Genomic DNA, 15,362 nt, shown 5'->3' with positions numbered 1-15,362 from the left:
TCACGATAATTTAGTTAGATTAACAAAAGCTTCCTCCAAATTATACGCATTTACTTGTTTGATTAATTCTTTCGGTTCAGCTGTTACAATCGATTTTCCTTGATTCATAATCGTAACTTGTGTACAAAAATCTTCGGCTTCTGCCATATGATGAGATGTATAAACGATCGACATTCCTTGTTGATGCAATTCTTGTAAATAATCCAATAACGCAATTTTTGATTGAATATCTACGCCAACAGTTGGCTCATCTAAAAAAAGGATTTCTGGCTGATGAAGAATTCCTGCCAATAAATTAATACGACGTTTCATTCCTCCCGAAAAAGAATCAATTTTTTTATCTAAAAACTTACTCATTCCTACTTTTTCAGTCAAAAGCTGAATCTTTTCGTGTAATTCTTTTGAAGGAACTTTATAAATTTTTCCAAAAAATTCTAAATTTTCTCTCGCCGTCAAAGTTGGATACAATGCATATTCTTGTGGTACAATTCCAATGATTTTCTGAATCTTTTTTAAATCCGTTTTTTGATTTAAATTTTGAATCACAACATTACCAGAAGTTGGTTTAATCAATCCAGAAAGTATCGACATCAAGGTTGTTTTCCCTGCTCCATTTGGACCAAGTAAACCGTGAATTTCGTTCTGTTTTATCGTCAAAGAAAAATCTTCTAACGCAAAAACATCAGAATTTTTATATTTTTTATATAATTTTTCAATTTCAATCATCTGTGGCTAAATTGCTTTTCTTAAACGTTTAAAAAACGATTCTTCCAAATCTGCTAATTCCAATAATTGATCCGAAATCACATCGTAAATATCTTGCGCATTATTTCGTTTTTTATAAACTCTTGATGCATTTAGAGCAAAATATCTCCATTTATCTCCTATTTCAGAAATTTCTAAGGCAAAATCATTCAAATTTGGTTGATTCAATTTTTGTGAAGCTTCTTGTAAAAAAGCAGCATAAATATATCGAAAACCTCCACCTCCTGTCCCAATTTCTTCTTGCATTCGAATCATTTGTGCCAAAAAATAATTTGTCTTTGCGTTCCCTATTTTTTTTGGCATTTTTTTGATTCGTTTCGCAACCATTCTAATTCCACGAACACCAACAATCGGAACTGGCGCTAACATTTCACGACACGTTTTCTTAATCCCTTTTTTGATTGCTTTCTCAAAATCTATATTTTCTGGAATAAATTCAGGATAATATAAATGTCCTTTTGGTGCTAAAACTCCTTTCGAAAAACGAACTTTTTCTAACTCATTTTCAGTCAATTTTGTCATTTCTTGCATCACAGGATCACTGATTAAATACGTTTGATCTTGCTTTCCGAAAACAACTAAATTATGTCCGTTAAAATGAAATTTATATTCTTCGGGAAAGTATGTTAAATTGTACACACCAACCTGTAAACCGCAAGGTCGATTGGCTAAAAGTTGCTCATCTAAGAAAGTCTGAGCTGATTTTGTAGAGCGAAATTTATGACGTTTCACCTTTATGCCAAGATTCTTCGCTGCACGATTAAAAATCATTCCTGGCATCGGACGATAACTAATTGCTGGTGCATGATTAACTTTTAAGAAAGGTAAAAACACAAAAAAAAGACCAGAACCAATCCCAAAAATCATCGGTTCTGAAATATCAATTCCTTTATTTTTTAATAAGTTGGAGGCAACTCCATTTTCGCAATGTGCTGATTGAAAATGTTTAAAATCAGTTATGGTTTCCATCAAAGTTTTTTAATTCATCAACCGAAATTTCAAAAGCTTCGGCATATTTTTTTAGTGTTGATTCTTTTAATTTTGAGAAAACAGCTGGTTTTACATGTCTTTTGACAAAAATCTTCCAAATTCCCACATAATTAGACAAAATTTCCCAATCCATACGTTTCAATTCCATGAAATATAATATTGGACTTGCTTTTCCATCAATTACTTTTTGTCTTGCTTCCTCTGTGCGTTCATCCAAAATTTTTAAAGTTTCGGACTGAACAATATTCTTCGCTTCCCAACCCGCACTCAATGTTTGAGAAAACTCTCCCTGTTCATCAATTGCGTAATAAACTTCGTTGAAATTCTTTAAATGTCCTTTATCTTGTGGCACTTCTGATTGTTTCATTTTTTATGGTTTTGAAGCATTAAATTCATTGTAGCTGTTGCAATTATTTCGTCATTCAAGATAACTTTTGCTTGCATCAGACTAATTGTAAATTCATCATAATCAAAAACTTCTAACAACGTTGCTTTTGTTGTAATCGTTTGATTAACTTTCGGCAATTGCATAATTTCAGCTTGTTTAATTGAACTAATAAAGCCAATTACATCGCCTTTGTGTACATCAGAAAAATTAATAAAATAGTTTTGTCCAATAATTGTCGAACAAACTTGCGCCATATTTTCCAATAAACCGACTTCAGTAAAATATTCGTTCTGAATAAATAATTGGTCCGATTTTATTGTAAATAAAGCTTCAACATAAGTTTTCTCAATCCAAGAAATCGTGTCTACAAAAAGCATTGGTTCACGATGTGGAAGAAATTGTTGAATATCAATTTCCTGATTTACTTTCATAAAATTATGTTTCTGCAATCACTGTTTTCATTTCTCCTTTTGCAATTACTTCTCCTTCTATCTTTGTTTCAATCGAAACCAAAGTTACTCCCATTACTTCATGCAAAATAATTGCTGTTGTTGTTAAATTTTCATTCACTTTTGGCAAACGATTAACCTCTATTGACTTCATCGAGCCAATATATCCTGTTGGAGCTGATTCGTTTCGAATATAAAATTGATAACCTGTATACAAAGCAACTGTTTGTGCCATATGCTCTAAAATTCCAGATTCTTTCAATTGATTATTTTCGACAAAAATTGAATCATTTTTGACTGTTAAACCTCCAACAACTTTTCCGTCTTCATATTCAAAAATAGCATCTACCATTATAATTGGTTCGCGTTGTGGAATCAATTGTTTGATAAATTCTATCGTATAATTGGGTAATTGTATTTTATTCATTTTTTAAACGACTGTTAAATAAGCGTACGAATATGAAAAACGTCCACTTTCTGGTACGCAAAGCATAATACGATCCCCTTTTTTAAGATTTCTTTTCTGAAAAAGTTCGTCAAGCATCAAAAAAACAGACGCTGAACCAACATTCCCAACTTTACTTAAATTCATAAACCATTTCTCTAATGGAATATGAATGTCTTTTTTACAAAATTCGTCATATAAACCTTGAACAAAATAATTTGACGAGACATGCGGCAACAAATAATCAATTTCATTTGAAGATAATTGATGTTTATCCATTGCAGCTTTCATGCTTTCAACTCCTTTCATTAAAATATTACCATTCAAAACTTTAACATCTTGTTTCAAAGAAAAAACGGATTCCTTTAACCATTCTTCCGAAGAAAAATCGCTCCAAGGTTTCATTTCTCCATTCATTAATTTATCACCTCCGGCATACATACACGTTTCCAATTCGTGAGCGTAAGAATAAGATTCCATCCACTCAATTTTAAGTGAAATCGAATCTTCGTTTGGTTGATTTTGCAATAAAAAAGCTGCAGCACCATCTGATAACATCCAACGTAAAAAATCTTTTTTAAATGCTATAATTGGTTGCTCTTCTAATTCTTTTAAATTGTCAACTTCATGCTCAAACTTTTCAGCTTTCATCCATGTCGAAACTCGCTCAGAACCTGAACAGATTGCATTTTTAGAATTCCCTGATTTTACCGAAAGATAGCCAAATTTCAACGCATTCATTCCCGAATTACAAACTCCCGAAGAAGAATTTAACTCTATCGAAACATTATTTTGCAATAAACCGTGTACCATCGCAGCATGAGAAGGCAACAACAAATCTGGCGTTGAAGTCCCACAAGACAACACTTCTACATCATTTTGAGAGAATTGATTATCAAATAAATTTACAATCGCATTTTTTGTTAATTCAGCATTAGAATGCGTGATATTTCCACTTTTATCGAGAGCGTAATAGCGTGTTTTGATTCCATTATTTCTTAAAACAATTCTTCGAGCTTTTGAAGGAACTTGATTTATTTTTCCTAGAAATTCTTCCATTTCTTCATTAGAAATTGGTTTATTTGGCAAAAACTTCGATGTTCTCGTTATATATACATTTTGCATATTATTTTATTCCTTGAAAATATTTTACCTGTTTTTTGTATTTAAAATAATTGAACGGATAAAATATAATATATAACAAATTTACTATTGGAGATATTATCCAAATGGCTAAAATTAAATAATAATAAAAGAATTTCAAATACTTTTCTCTCTGTTTGCCTTGTTTAGAATCAATAATTTTAGACCAAACTTTAAACATTCGATTCCCTTTTTTATCCACAGAAACTAAAAAAGGTTTTACCTCAACGGCTCCAGATTGGATTAGATTTTCTTGTAGATTAGAGTAATTATTATTTTGAATTGAATTTAGAATAATTTTGCCAAATCTTCTACTTTCTTGAATAGTTTTTTTACTAATCCCTGGCAAAGGCAACAAATTGAACATTCGTTTTTTAACGCCTGAAAACATCCAATTTACAATTGTCATTGCACTTACTAAATTTGGAGCACGATCGACTAATGCAATATTTCCAACTAATTTTGCTTTGCCTTCTTTCAAGATTGTTTTGATTTTTTCTTGCGCCAAGAACCACATATTTCGCGAACCACTAATTGTAATTATTTTAGAATTTTCTAAAAGTTGTTGCGTTTGTTTATCCCTTAAAAAAGAATTTATTGGAATAGATGGCGATAAAAACCAAACTTGATAATACAGTAAAATCAAATCATATTTCTGATTCAAGATTTCGGTTGGAATTGGTTTAACCTTCTTTTCTTTTTGAAGAAAACTATCTGGAAAAGCATTAAAAAAAGAATAGAAATCCCACGGAAAAGGAAATTCCTCTTCCATTTCTATCTTGTATGTTGTTAAATTAATATCTTGGTTTTGAACTAAATCATAAGTTGTTTGATCAACAATCTCCTTTAATTGTCCTGACTGAGAGTAATAAACAACTAATACGTTGGTCTTCATGTAAAAGTTTAAGTTTTATAGTAGTTTGAAAATTCATATTATTGCGTAATTTACTTCCAAAAATCGAAATAATTAAACCATTGATAAGGATATTTTTTTACAATGGTTTCTAGATTGATGCAAAACTCTTTCAAAAGTGCATTTGCATCACGATGTTTGAAATTTGCTAGACGCGCATATAAATGATAATGTAGATTTTTTTCCTTCATTACATATACAAAAGCAACGGGCACTTTCAAGCGAGAGGCGATAGAAAAAGGTCCTGCAGGAAAATTAGCTTGTTTTCCAAGAAGCACTTCTGACATCGTTTTATTTCCTTCGAAATAACGATCTCCTGTAAAACAAATTAATTCATTTCGACTAAGCGCATTATTAATTTCGAAAATATGGGATAAATCTTCTTGAATCAAGATGAACTTTACCGAAGGTTTCATCGAAATACTTTCCAAATACTCTTTGATAACATTTCGTTCTAAATCTGTTGTAACCAAATTAATTTGATAATCAAAATCGATGTCCGCAAAAAAATGTTCAGCAACTTCGAAATTACCAACATGTGCGCTGATTAAGATTCCACCTTGTTTTTGATCCAATAGATTTTTCAATAATTCTATTCCATCAAATTCATACGAATATTTATTACGCAAACCTGCATTAATCGCTGTTTTATCAATCAAAGTTTGTCCAAAAGTATAATAACTTTTGTAAACACTTAAAATTGATTTGAGAACCGAAAAATTTAGTCGATAACGAAAGTATTCGTAAATAGATTTGTTACTGCTATAAGCTATTATAAAATAATAAAAAGCTACAAAAATTAAGACTGAGTAAGCAGACTTAATTCCGAGCTTTTTCATAACGTTGACAAATATTTTGTATCCCAGGACCGTTCCTTTAGAACGACCATCCCATTGTTTCATATCTGTTATTTGTTCTCTAACTTTTGTTCTACAATTGCATAGAAATCTTCAAAAGTTATCATATTTTGAAAATCTTCTTTAATTAATTTCACACCGAAATTAGATTCAATGATTACCACTAAATCGACATAGTCTAAACTATCTAAATCTAAAGATTCTTTAATATTTTTTTCCTCTGAAATCACAGAAGGATCAACCTCAAATTCATCAATTAAGATAGCGTTTAATTTTTCAGCGATTTTACTTTTCACCATATTAGGAGTTAATTTTTTTAATTACTAAGGCAGAATTCGTTCCACCAAATCCAAAAGAATTCGACAAATATACATCAAATTCTTTATTTAAGGTTTCTTTAACAATGTTTAATTTAGCTGAATCTTCGTCTGCTTCTTCAAAATTAATATTTGGTGCAATAAAGTTATTCATCATCATTAAATTAGAATAAACAATTTCACTTGCACCAGCCATCCAACATTCATGTCCTGTCATTGATTTTGTAGAACTTACAAAAGGTTTTGTTTTTCCAAAAACTTGGTCAATCGCTTTTGCTTCGTTTGCATCACCAACTGGTGTAGAAGTTGCATGTGCATTGATATATTGAATTTCATCTGCCGAAATTTTTGCTTGTTTCAACGCTCTATTCATCGCAATTGCTGGACCATCTACATTTGGTGTAGAAATATGTCCACCATTCGACGAAAAACCATAACCTAAAACCTCAGCAATGATTGGCGCACCACGTTTTATTGCGGATTCATAACTTTCTAAAATCAATGTTGCTCCACCTCCACTCGGCACCAATCCATCACGATTTTTATCGAAAGGACGACAAGCTTGTGTAGGATTTGCTTCATTTTCGGAAAAAACACCTAGACCATCAAAACTTGCCATTGCATACTTATTAATCTCCTGCGCTCCTCCACAAATAATCATATCCTGCAAACCGTCTTTAATCATCATATAACCTAATCCTATCGAATGCGAACCACTCGCACAAGCTGCACTAATCGTAAAATTAATTCCAGTCAACTCGAAAATAGTCGCAAGATTCATGGTAATAGTAGAATTCATGGATTTGAAAATTGCTCCAGAACCAATTAATTCAGTATCTTTTTTCTCACGAACAATATCTATTGCATCAATAATTGCTTTTGAAACACTATCGTTTCCATATATAATTCCGACCTCGTTAGTCTTGATATACTCTTCCGTCAAATTAGCATTTTTCAACGCTTCTAAAGTTGCCATATAAGCGAACTCTGTTTCTTGACCGATTGTAATTCGTTGTCGACGATTCAAAAACGGCTTCAAATCTGGTACTGGAACAGTTCCCGTCAAAGCAGATTTAAAACCAAATTCTTTGCGTTCTTCATCAAAAATAATTCCTGATTTTCCTTGACGCAAAGATTCTGTTACTTCTTCTAATGATGTTCCTAAGCAAGAATAGATGCCCATTCCTGTTATTACGACTCTTTGGCTCATTTTATCTAAGAATAAATTCCTCCATTTATATTAATAACTTCTCCTGTGATATAACTCGATTTTTTAGAAACCAAAAAGCTTACCAAATCAGCAACTTCTTCCGCTTTTCCAAAACGATTTGCTGGAATCAGCTTTTTTAACTCTTGTTGATTCAATTCATCTGTCATATCCGTTTCGATAAAACCTGGTGCAACAGCATTCACCGTTACATTACGTTTTGCTATTTCTTGTGCCAATGCTTTGGTCGCTCCAATCACAGCTGCTTTAGCAGCAGAATAATTTGTTTGTCCTGGCGTTCCTTTCAATCCAGAAACAGAAACTATATTGACAATTCTTCCAAATCTATTTCTCAATAATGGATTAATAAAGAAATGAGTTACATTGTAAAAACCATTCAAACTTGTATTAATCACATTTGACCAATCTTCTTGCGAAATCCACATAAACAAATTATCTTTCGTAATACCAGCATTGTTAACAATAACTTCTACAATTGCATCTGTATTTTTCTCTGTCCATTCGGTTAAAACTTGTTGCGTTTGATTTGCATCAGCCACATCAAATTTTAAAATTTCTCCTGTTCCTCCTAATGCTTCAACTTCTTTCAAAGTCTCTAACGCAGCAGCTTCATTCGAATTATAATTTATCAAAAGATGATAATCATGTTCTTCGGCAATTTTCAAACAAATTGCTTTTCCAATTCCACGAGAACCACCTGTTACAATTGCACATTTCATGCTTTATAAAATCTATTTTTTTTTAATCATTAAAAAGTTCAGCATTATCAAACCATTGATCTGCTAATACATTTCCATTCTCATCAAGAAAAGCCCACTTTCCTTGCTTCTTTACTCGAGCTAATTTACCATTGAACCCTTTATCTTTTTGTGAAAATCCGAAACTTACAGAGATGTCATACAAAGCAGGAATGACTAATTTACCTTCTTTATTGACAAATCCCCATTTACTACCTTCTTTTACTGGAGCTAATCCTATTTCACTAAAAACTTCTGCATTATTATATTTTGGTTGAATAACGACTTCTCCTTGTTCATTAATAAATCCCCATTTCCCTTTATCTTCAATAGGAGCCAACCCATTAGAAAATGATTTTGCATTAGAAAAAATAGGTGTTATTATCCACTCTCCTTTTTTATTTATAAAACCAAACTTATGATTTTTTCGAGCAAAAGTGTATGAAGCAGAGTTAAAATTCCCTATAAAATCTACTCCTTCTATAGCTATAAATTGATTATTAGAAACAATTCCAAAATCAGTTCCCTTTTTTGCCCAAACAACATCTTGATTAAATTCACCAACATCATCATATTCTAAGTTGACAACCAAATTTCCTTTTGTATCAATTACACCCCACTTTTTGTTCAAGGCTACTTTCGCATATCCATTTATAAAAGTCCTAATAACATGATATGCTGGCTCAACAAGTACATTTCCATTATAGTCAATTAAACCGACCAAATCTCCTTTTCGGATAAATGCAACTCCTTCATTAAAGTCATATATTTTATCGGTTAAAGGATAATTTTGTTGTTCACCTTTTGTATTAACGTATGTCCATTTTTTATCAATCTCAACCATTGCTATTCCCGAATTAAACTTCTTTGCATTGGAATAAATAGGTTCTATTACCCACTGATTTTCTTTATTAATAAATCCCCAAAGATTTCCTTTTTTAATTGCAGCAAGTCCTTCTGAAAAATCCTTTGCGTCAGAATATTGAGGTTCTATTAAATATTGTCCATTTTCACCAATAAATCCAATTTTATTTTTTGTTTTTACTAATGCTAATTTCTGTGCAGATAATATTCCAAAAGAGACAGTTAAAAATGATAATAAAAGATATTTTCTCATCAATATATTTTTAAAATTTTAGTAAATATTTTTTAACTTCCTTAAGATAAGGATAAATCACCTCATCTTCTTTAAATACTGGAACAATTTTACGAATCGAATCATAAAAAGCTTTTCCTTTTGATGATAACTTATCTTGTATTTGTAAATATTCTATCGCTTGTACGACAGCCAAACTCTGAACTGTTAACACTTCGAAGGTATTATCAATCACTTTTGCACAAATCGTCGCTGCATTTGTTCCCATACTCACAATATCTTGATTATCGTTATTGTTTGGAATACTATGCACATACATTGACGTAGAAAGCGTTTGATTTTCAGCCGTTGTAGACGTTGCCGTAAATTGAGCCGCTTGTAAACCGAAATTGAAACCAAGTGTTCCTAAATTAACAAAAGGTGGTAAAATATTATTAATTTTTGGATTGACTAAATAGTTTAACTGACGTTCACTCAACATCGATAGACGTGTTACAGCCAATTTTAATTTATCCAATTCTAACGAAACATAATCACCATGAAAATTCCCTCCATGATGAACAGTTTGATTTTCAACATCAATAATTGGATTATCACTTGCAGAATTTATTTCGTTTTCTACTACTTCTTTCGCAGCATTCCATGTATCGTAAATTGGTCCTAAAATCTGAGGAACACAACGCAACGAATAATATTCTTGTACTTTTTCTTCAAAAATTTTCTCATTACGTTCTTGATACATTTCATCTGCACGTTTTTTGACTAATTTGCTATCATTCAAAAATTCTGACATTTTATTCGCAATATAACGTTGACCTATATGCTGTTTTGCTTCATTCAACGGTTTTGAATAATGATCATCAAAAGATTGTACAATTTCATTCATCATGGAGCTTAACGTAATCGAAAGATTAATTAATTGATTCACTTTAATCAAATTTACCGTTCCAATTCCTGTCATTACTGAAGTTCCGTTCATAATTGATAAACCTTCTCGAATATGAACTTCTATTGGTTGAAGATTTTCTAGCTCAAAAACTTCTTTCGTTGATTTGATTTCGTCTTTATAAAAAACTTCTCCTTCTCCGATTAATGTCAAAGCTAAATGTGCTAACTGAACCAAATCTCCACTCGCGCCTACACTTCCATGCTGATAAATTACCGGTAAAATATCGCGATTTACTAATTCTTGCATCAATACCAAAACTGAAGGATGAATCCCCGAATACCCCAGAGACAATGTATTAAGACGAGCAATAATCGCTGCTTTTGTTTGATCCAAAGTCAAAGGCTCTCCAATTCCCGTACAATGACTTCTAATTAGATTATATTGAAGCTGAATCGTATCTTCATCTTCAATACGATATTGTGCCATTGGTCCAAACCCCGTGTTTACACCATAAATTATTTTATTTTTTGAAAATTCTTTTAAAAAGAGAAAGCTCTTCTCTACACCATCAAGAGTTGTCTTATTTAGAATCATTTTTTTATTCTCAAAAAGTATGTTTTCTATAGTGTCAATTGTTAATTTTGTCATGTTATTGATTAGGTAAAAAAATTATCGATTTTGGTTATTTGTTCCTTCAATCAGTTGCAAAAATAATTAAAAAACTATACAAAAAGTCATGATTGAAAATACAGATGTTTTAATCATTGGTGCAGGACCTTCGGGATCAGTTTCAGCAGCCTATTTAAGAGAAAACAACATTAAGGTTATTGTTTTAGAAAAAACGCAATTTCCCAGAATTGTTGTAGGTGAAAGTTTAATTCCTCGCTCGATGGATCATTTTGAAGAAGCTGGTTTGTTGCCTTATTTGGAGAAACAAAACTTTGAAGTGAAACCTGGCGCAAGATTTATTCGAGGCGAACAGATTTGTATTTTCGATTTCAGTAAAAAATTTGGAAAAGGTCAAGATTGGACTTGGCAAGTTCCGCGCGCTGATTTTGACATGACTTTAGCTGATGCTATTATAGAAAAAGGAGCAGATTTACGTTTTAATCAAGAAGTAATTGATGTTCAATTCGAAGGAAAAAAATCGATTACGACTGTTAAAAAACAAAATGGAGAAACCTATCAAATTAATGCGAAGTTTTTAATTGATGCAAGTGGCTATGGTCGTGTATTACCACGATTATTAAATATTGATAGTCCTTCAAAACTAAATCCTCATTCAGCAATTTTTTCACATATTGATGATGTTCGTCGACCAGAAGGTCGAGAAGGAACTCAAATTTCTTTTGATATTATCGAAACTAAAGTTTGGTTGTGGGTAATTCCTTTTTCAAATGGAAAAACAAGTGTCGGGATCGTTGGCCCAACAGATTATATCAATCAATTATCAACCAATCAAGATACAACTGAAGCTTTACAAAATGCAATTCAAAAATCCGATTTTTATGTTAACCGTTTTGGAAATTTACCATTTGAATTTGATCCAATTTGGTTAAAAAATTATTCAGCTGCGGTTACTAAAATGTTTGGCAATGGTTATGTTTTAACAGGAAATAGTACTGAATTTTTAGATCCTGTTTTCTCATCTGGTGTTTGTTTTGCAACAGAAAGTGGTTTGAAAGCCGCTAAACTTGCTGTTAAAGAAATAAATGGAGAAAAAGTAGATTGGCAGACCGATTACGAAGATTATATGAAGGACGGAATCGATGTTTTTACCACTTATGTGCAAGAATGGTACACTGGAAATTTGCAAGAATTATTTTTTCATCAACCCGAAAATCCTGATGTTAAAGAAAAAATTTGTGCTGTTTTAGCAGGATATGTATGGAATAAAGAAAATCCTTTTGTTAAAAAACACTATAGCGTAATTCAAAATATGGCACATTTAATCCGAATGGTTAAAGAAAAAGAATAAAATGAAAAGTCAACAATATGTTGACTTTTTTGTATCAAATTCAATTGGATTATCTATTTTTGAGAAATCCTATACTATAAAAAACATGCAATTTCAGTCTATTGATACAGTTGAAGCGATTTCTAAAGAAGAGTTTATCAAAAATTATCTCAAAAAGAGAAAACCTTTGTTATTGAAAGGTTATGCAAAGAATTGGAAAGATTTTGACAAATGGAATCTCGATTATATCAAAGAAAAAGCTGGAGAACAAATTGTGCCTTTATACGATAGCAAACCTGCTGATGCTAATAAAAGTTCGGACACTCCTGCAACACATATGAAGTTTAATGAATATGTAGATTTGATCAAAAAAGAGCCCTCTGATTTGAGGATTTTTTTCTTTATCATCAAAGATAAAATTCCTGAATTACTTAAAAATTTTACTTATCCTGATCTTGGTTTAAAATATTTTGAACGTTTGCCTACATTATTTTTTGGAGGAAGTGAAGCCAAAGTTTTAATGCATTATGATGTTGATATGACTGATTTTATTCACTTTCAATTTCAAGGAGATAAACGAATTTTATTATTTGACCCAAAACAATCAGAAGCTTTATACAAAGTTCCTCTTTCGGTACATACGATTTATGAAATTGATTATGATTATCCTGATTACGAAAAATTTCCAGCTTTGAAACATGCAAAAGGTTTTGATTTTGTGATGAATCATGGCGATGCTTTATTTATCCCACGTGGTTATTGGCATTATAATCGTTATTTAGAAGCAGGTTTTTCGATGTCTTTACGCGCTTTTCCGAATGAATTTTTTCAAGTTTTAAATACAGTTTATCATGTATTTATTATGCGCTATACAGACAAGCTAATGCGTAAATTATTTAAATCAAAATGGATTAATTTTAAAGAAAAATGGGCTGTAAAGAAAAGTCATTCACATTATAAAATTTAAAATACGTTGTGTATTCTAATCTATTATTTCAATAAAAAGCATAAAAAATCCGTTCGAAAATTTCGAACGGATTTTATATTTTTCCTAAAAAAGCAGTTTTTAGTAAGCAGCGTCTTTGATACGAGCTTTTTTACCACGTAATGCTCTGAAGTAGAAGATACGAGCTCTACGAACTTTACCTTTTTTGTTTACTTCAATTTTTTGTAACGCAGGCATGTTAACTGGGAAGATACGCTCTACACCAACATCTCCAGACATTTTACGGATTGTGAAAGTTTCTGTAGTTCCTTGTCCTCTTCTTTGGATAACAACCCCTTTAAAGAACTGAACACGAGTTTTTCCACCCTCTGTAATTTCTTGATAAACTGTAATAGTATCACCTGCTGCGAAAGCTGGGAACTCTTTTTTAGCTACGTATTTCTCTTGTACGTATTTTACTAAATTTTCCATTATTATAATTTCAATTTATTTGAATTGAGCAACTTAAACGTCTTTCGTCAGAGGTTGAACAATGTGGGTGCAAAATTAATCAAAAATCTTGATTATACAAATGATTCTCTTTCTTTTATGAATGATTTTTTATTAATTCATTTTCAAAAGTTTGATTTTCTAATTTAGAAATAATTGATTTCATCGCTAAAAGTCGAGCTGCTTTTTTATCATCTGTCACAATTTCTAGCCAAGACGAACTTTCTGTTCCTGTTTGTTGAAACATTTTGTCAATGTAATTGGTATAAGCATCCCACAATTCTTGCGCCTTTTGATCCAATGAACCTAATTTCCACTGTTTCATTTCGTCGTCTTTTCTGTCTTGTAAACGTTCTGCTTGTTCTTCTTTCGAAATTGAAAGAAAAATTTTAATCAGAATAATTCCATCATCTTGTAAAAGCTGTTCTACTTCTACAACTTGTCTCATAAATTTTGAATATTGCTCTTCCGTACAAAACCCAAAAACTGGCTCTACAACAGCACGATTATACCAAGAACGATCAAAAAATACAATTTCACCTGCATTTGGTAATTCTTTAAAATATCGTTGAAAATACCATTGTCCTTGTTCTATTTCAGTCGGCTTTGGTAATGCTTCAACACGATATTTTTTCGGATTTAGAAATTCTGTTATTCTCGAAATTGCTCCTCCTTTTCCAGCTGCATCTCTACCTTCAAAAATGATTAATATTCGTTTATTCTCTTGAATAACTTTAGATTGTATTTCTAACAATTTTTCTTGAAGTTCTTTTAATTCCTTCTCATAAGCGAGTTGTTCTTTGAACTTCTTTTCTTTTATAATATCATGTTCAACCAAAAAATCAATAATTTCTTGTTTATTATTAATTTTTTCTAAATCATTTAAATCAAATTCAGCCATAGTTTTAGGTCTAATTATAATTCTCTTCTTCTAAGTTTTGATGTTTCAAAATACGTTTATTTTTATCATCGTACGGTATTTTAGATAAAATATATTCCATTGCCTCTACTCTAGCCTTGTACTTTTTGTTTGCATCAATTACTTTCCAAGGAGCAATTTTTGTATTTGTTTTCTCAAACATTACATCTTTATAAGCTGAATAAACATCAAATAAATCTTGTGCTTTTTGATCTACAGAACTGTACTTCCAACGTTTAATTGGAGATTTAATAATATCATTAAATCGTTTTGCCTGTTGTTCTTTTGTAATAGAAAAATAAATTTTTATTAAATATATACCTGAATTAATCCACATTTTTTCTACATCATTCACTTCGTTCATAAACGTTTCATATTCGTCATTAGAACAAAAACCATTAACAGGTTCTACAACAGCACGATTATACCAAGAACGATCAAAAAAGACTATTTCTCCTTCACGAGGAAGTTGACGAACATAACGTTGAAAATACCACTGTCCGCGTTCTACTTCATTAGGCTTTGGAAGTGCTATAATTCTATGTTCACGAGGATTTAAATGTTCTACAATTCGACGAATAGCACCACCTTTTCCAGCTGCATCTCGACCTTCAAAAACAATCACTACTTTTCGTTTATTTTCGGCTACCCAAGTTTGTAATTTTATCAACTCTTCTTGTAATTGCTCTATCCTATTTTCATATTTTACAGTACGCAAGGCTTTTGCAAAATTCAATTTCCCATGATCAGATTGCAAAAGTCCAACAAGACCTTTTTTGGTTTCGATTAATTTTAAATCTTTCGGTTTTAACTCCATTTTCTTACTATTTAAAA

At 31.3% G+C, this 15,362-nt stretch carries 18 protein-coding genes; 2 read left to right on the top strand and 16 right to left on the bottom strand.

What is annotated here, in order from left to right:
- From E4J94_RS06220 to E4J94_RS06160, 13 genes are read right to left on the bottom strand one after another with little or no spacing between them, the layout of a single operon-like run.
- Positions 1 to 726, bottom strand: a complete 726-nt coding sequence (locus E4J94_RS06220) for an ABC transporter ATP-binding protein (RefSeq protein WP_135834995.1) — start codon at positions 724 to 726, stop codon at positions 1 to 3.
- Between the two features lie 6 nt (positions 727 to 732).
- Complete coding sequence (locus E4J94_RS06215; protein ID WP_135834994.1) at positions 733 to 1,734, bottom strand: BtrH N-terminal domain-containing protein; 1,002 nt, start codon at positions 1,732 to 1,734, stop codon at positions 733 to 735.
- Positions 1,718 to 2,122 (bottom strand): hypothetical protein, encoded by a 405-nt coding sequence (locus tag E4J94_RS06210; protein WP_135834993.1) that lies wholly within the window; start codon positions 2,120 to 2,122, stop codon positions 1,718 to 1,720. Before E4J94_RS06210 ends, E4J94_RS06215 begins: the two co-directional genes overlap by 17 nt.
- Complete coding sequence (locus tag E4J94_RS06205) at positions 2,119 to 2,574, bottom strand: ABC transporter permease (protein WP_135834992.1); 456 nt, start codon at positions 2,572 to 2,574, stop codon at positions 2,119 to 2,121. The genes E4J94_RS06210 and E4J94_RS06205 overlap by 4 nt, the downstream gene beginning before the upstream one ends.
- Before the next feature lie 4 nt (positions 2,575 to 2,578).
- Positions 2,579 to 3,019 carry a hypothetical protein gene (locus tag E4J94_RS06200; protein ID WP_135834991.1) on the bottom strand — a complete coding sequence of 147 codons (441 nt, stop codon included), beginning with the start codon at positions 3,017 to 3,019 and terminating at the stop codon, positions 2,579 to 2,581.
- A 3-nt stretch (positions 3,020 to 3,022) separates the two neighbouring features.
- The gene (locus tag E4J94_RS06195; protein ID WP_135834990.1) at positions 3,023 to 4,162 is read right to left on the bottom strand and encodes a beta-ketoacyl-ACP synthase III; all 1,140 of its coding nucleotides are present in this window, start codon (positions 4,160 to 4,162) and stop codon (positions 3,023 to 3,025) included.
- A 1-nt stretch (position 4,163) separates the two neighbouring features.
- The gene (locus E4J94_RS06190; RefSeq protein ID WP_135834989.1) at positions 4,164 to 5,075 is read right to left on the bottom strand and encodes a dialkylrecorsinol condensing enzyme DarA; all 912 of its coding nucleotides are present in this window, start codon (positions 5,073 to 5,075) and stop codon (positions 4,164 to 4,166) included.
- Between the two features lie 50 nt (positions 5,076 to 5,125).
- On the bottom strand, positions 5,126 to 5,995 hold the full coding sequence (locus E4J94_RS06185; protein ID WP_135834988.1) for an LpxL/LpxP family acyltransferase: 870 nt from the start codon (positions 5,993 to 5,995) through the stop codon (positions 5,126 to 5,128).
- Positions 5,996 to 6,000: 5 nt separating this feature from the next.
- Entirely contained in the window at positions 6,001 to 6,249 is a 249-nt protein-coding gene (locus E4J94_RS06180; protein ID WP_038332291.1) for an acyl carrier protein, read from the bottom strand.
- A 1-nt stretch (position 6,250) separates the two neighbouring features.
- The gene (locus tag E4J94_RS06175; protein ID WP_135834987.1) at positions 6,251 to 7,477 is read right to left on the bottom strand and encodes a beta-ketoacyl-[acyl-carrier-protein] synthase family protein; all 1,227 of its coding nucleotides are present in this window, start codon (positions 7,475 to 7,477) and stop codon (positions 6,251 to 6,253) included.
- A 5-nt stretch (positions 7,478 to 7,482) separates the two neighbouring features.
- Positions 7,483 to 8,214, bottom strand: coding sequence for a 3-oxoacyl-ACP reductase FabG (fabG, locus tag E4J94_RS06170; RefSeq protein WP_135834986.1), 732 nt, complete (start codon positions 8,212 to 8,214; stop codon positions 7,483 to 7,485).
- Between the two features lie 22 nt (positions 8,215 to 8,236).
- Positions 8,237 to 9,349, bottom strand: coding sequence for a WG repeat-containing protein (locus tag E4J94_RS06165; RefSeq protein WP_135834985.1), 1,113 nt, complete (start codon positions 9,347 to 9,349; stop codon positions 8,237 to 8,239).
- Between the two features lie 10 nt (positions 9,350 to 9,359).
- Positions 9,360 to 10,865: an HAL/PAL/TAL family ammonia-lyase gene (locus tag E4J94_RS06160; protein WP_135834984.1), complete on the bottom strand. Its 1,506-nt coding sequence runs from the start codon at positions 10,863 to 10,865 to the stop codon at positions 9,360 to 9,362.
- Between the two features lie 88 nt (positions 10,866 to 10,953).
- On the opposite strand from E4J94_RS06160, the gene E4J94_RS06155 reads away from it, so the two are divergent.
- Both E4J94_RS06155 and E4J94_RS06150 read left to right on the top strand, forming a co-directional pair.
- Positions 10,954 to 12,195, top strand: a complete 1,242-nt coding sequence (locus E4J94_RS06155) for an NAD(P)/FAD-dependent oxidoreductase (protein ID WP_135834983.1) — start codon at positions 10,954 to 10,956, stop codon at positions 12,193 to 12,195.
- 1 nt (position 12,196) lies between these two features.
- Positions 12,197 to 13,141 carry a cupin-like domain-containing protein gene (locus E4J94_RS06150; RefSeq protein ID WP_317129213.1) on the top strand — a complete coding sequence of 315 codons (945 nt, stop codon included), beginning with the start codon at positions 12,197 to 12,199 and terminating at the stop codon, positions 13,139 to 13,141.
- A 99-nt stretch (positions 13,142 to 13,240) separates the two neighbouring features.
- Here E4J94_RS06150 and rplS read toward each other — a convergent pair whose 3' ends face one another.
- From rplS to ppk2 (E4J94_RS06135), 3 genes are all read right to left on the bottom strand, one after another.
- Positions 13,241 to 13,591 (bottom strand): 50S ribosomal protein L19, encoded by a 351-nt coding sequence (gene rplS / locus E4J94_RS06145; RefSeq protein WP_019975296.1) that lies wholly within the window; start codon positions 13,589 to 13,591, stop codon positions 13,241 to 13,243.
- Positions 13,592 to 13,706: 115 nt separating this feature from the next.
- Positions 13,707 to 14,510: a polyphosphate kinase 2 gene (ppk2, locus tag E4J94_RS06140; protein WP_135834982.1), complete on the bottom strand. Its 804-nt coding sequence runs from the start codon at positions 14,508 to 14,510 to the stop codon at positions 13,707 to 13,709.
- A 10-nt stretch (positions 14,511 to 14,520) separates the two neighbouring features.
- The gene (ppk2, locus tag E4J94_RS06135; protein WP_135834981.1) at positions 14,521 to 15,345 is read right to left on the bottom strand and encodes a polyphosphate kinase 2; all 825 of its coding nucleotides are present in this window, start codon (positions 15,343 to 15,345) and stop codon (positions 14,521 to 14,523) included.
- Positions 15,346 to 15,362 lie beyond the last annotated feature (17 nt).

It is taken from the genome of Empedobacter tilapiae (assembly GCF_004785645.1).
Classification (GTDB): Bacteria; Bacteroidota; Bacteroidia; order Flavobacteriales; family Weeksellaceae; genus Empedobacter; species Empedobacter tilapiae.
This window is presented reverse-complemented; position numbering and strand designations above follow the sequence as displayed.

Bases quoted from the DNA above. Each gene is read 5' to 3' on its own strand.
- E4J94_RS06220 (WP_135834995.1), bottom strand. From the start codon at position 726: ATGATTGAAATTGAAAAATTATATAAAAAATATAAAAATTCTGATGTT.
- E4J94_RS06215 (WP_135834994.1), bottom strand. From the start codon at position 1,734: ATGGAAACCATAACTGATTTTAAACATTTTCAATCAGCACATTGCGAA.
- E4J94_RS06210 (WP_135834993.1), bottom strand. From the start codon at position 2,122: ATGAAACAATCAGAAGTGCCACAAGATAAAGGACATTTAAAGAATTTC.
- E4J94_RS06205 (WP_135834992.1), bottom strand. From the start codon at position 2,574: ATGAAAGTAAATCAGGAAATTGATATTCAACAATTTCTTCCACATCGT.
- E4J94_RS06200 (WP_135834991.1), bottom strand. From the start codon at position 3,019: ATGAATAAAATACAATTACCCAATTATACGATAGAATTTATCAAACAA.
- E4J94_RS06195 (WP_135834990.1), bottom strand. From the start codon at position 4,162: ATGCAAAATGTATATATAACGAGAACATCGAAGTTTTTGCCAAATAAA.
- E4J94_RS06190 (WP_135834989.1), bottom strand. From the start codon at position 5,075: ATGAAGACCAACGTATTAGTTGTTTATTACTCTCAGTCAGGACAATTA.
- E4J94_RS06185 (WP_135834988.1), bottom strand. From the start codon at position 5,995: ATGAAACAATGGGATGGTCGTTCTAAAGGAACGGTCCTGGGATACAAA.
- E4J94_RS06180 (WP_038332291.1), bottom strand. From the start codon at position 6,249: ATGGTGAAAAGTAAAATCGCTGAAAAATTAAACGCTATCTTAATTGAT.
- E4J94_RS06175 (WP_135834987.1), bottom strand. From the start codon at position 7,477: ATGAGCCAAAGAGTCGTAATAACAGGAATGGGCATCTATTCTTGCTTA.
- fabG (WP_135834986.1), bottom strand. From the start codon at position 8,214: ATGAAATGTGCAATTGTAACAGGTGGTTCTCGTGGAATTGGAAAAGCA.
- E4J94_RS06165 (WP_135834985.1), bottom strand. From the start codon at position 9,349: ATGAGAAAATATCTTTTATTATCATTTTTAACTGTCTCTTTTGGAATA.
- E4J94_RS06160 (WP_135834984.1), bottom strand. From the start codon at position 10,865: ATGACAAAATTAACAATTGACACTATAGAAAACATACTTTTTGAGAAT.
- E4J94_RS06155 (WP_135834983.1), top strand. From the start codon at position 10,954: ATGATTGAAAATACAGATGTTTTAATCATTGGTGCAGGACCTTCGGGA.
- E4J94_RS06150 (WP_317129213.1), top strand. From the start codon at position 12,197: ATGAAAAGTCAACAATATGTTGACTTTTTTGTATCAAATTCAATTGGA.
- rplS (WP_019975296.1), bottom strand. From the start codon at position 13,591: ATGGAAAATTTAGTAAAATACGTACAAGAGAAATACGTAGCTAAAAAA.
- ppk2 (WP_135834982.1), bottom strand. From the start codon at position 14,510: ATGGCTGAATTTGATTTAAATGATTTAGAAAAAATTAATAATAAACAA.
- ppk2 (WP_135834981.1), bottom strand. From the start codon at position 15,345: ATGGAGTTAAAACCGAAAGATTTAAAATTAATCGAAACCAAAAAAGGT.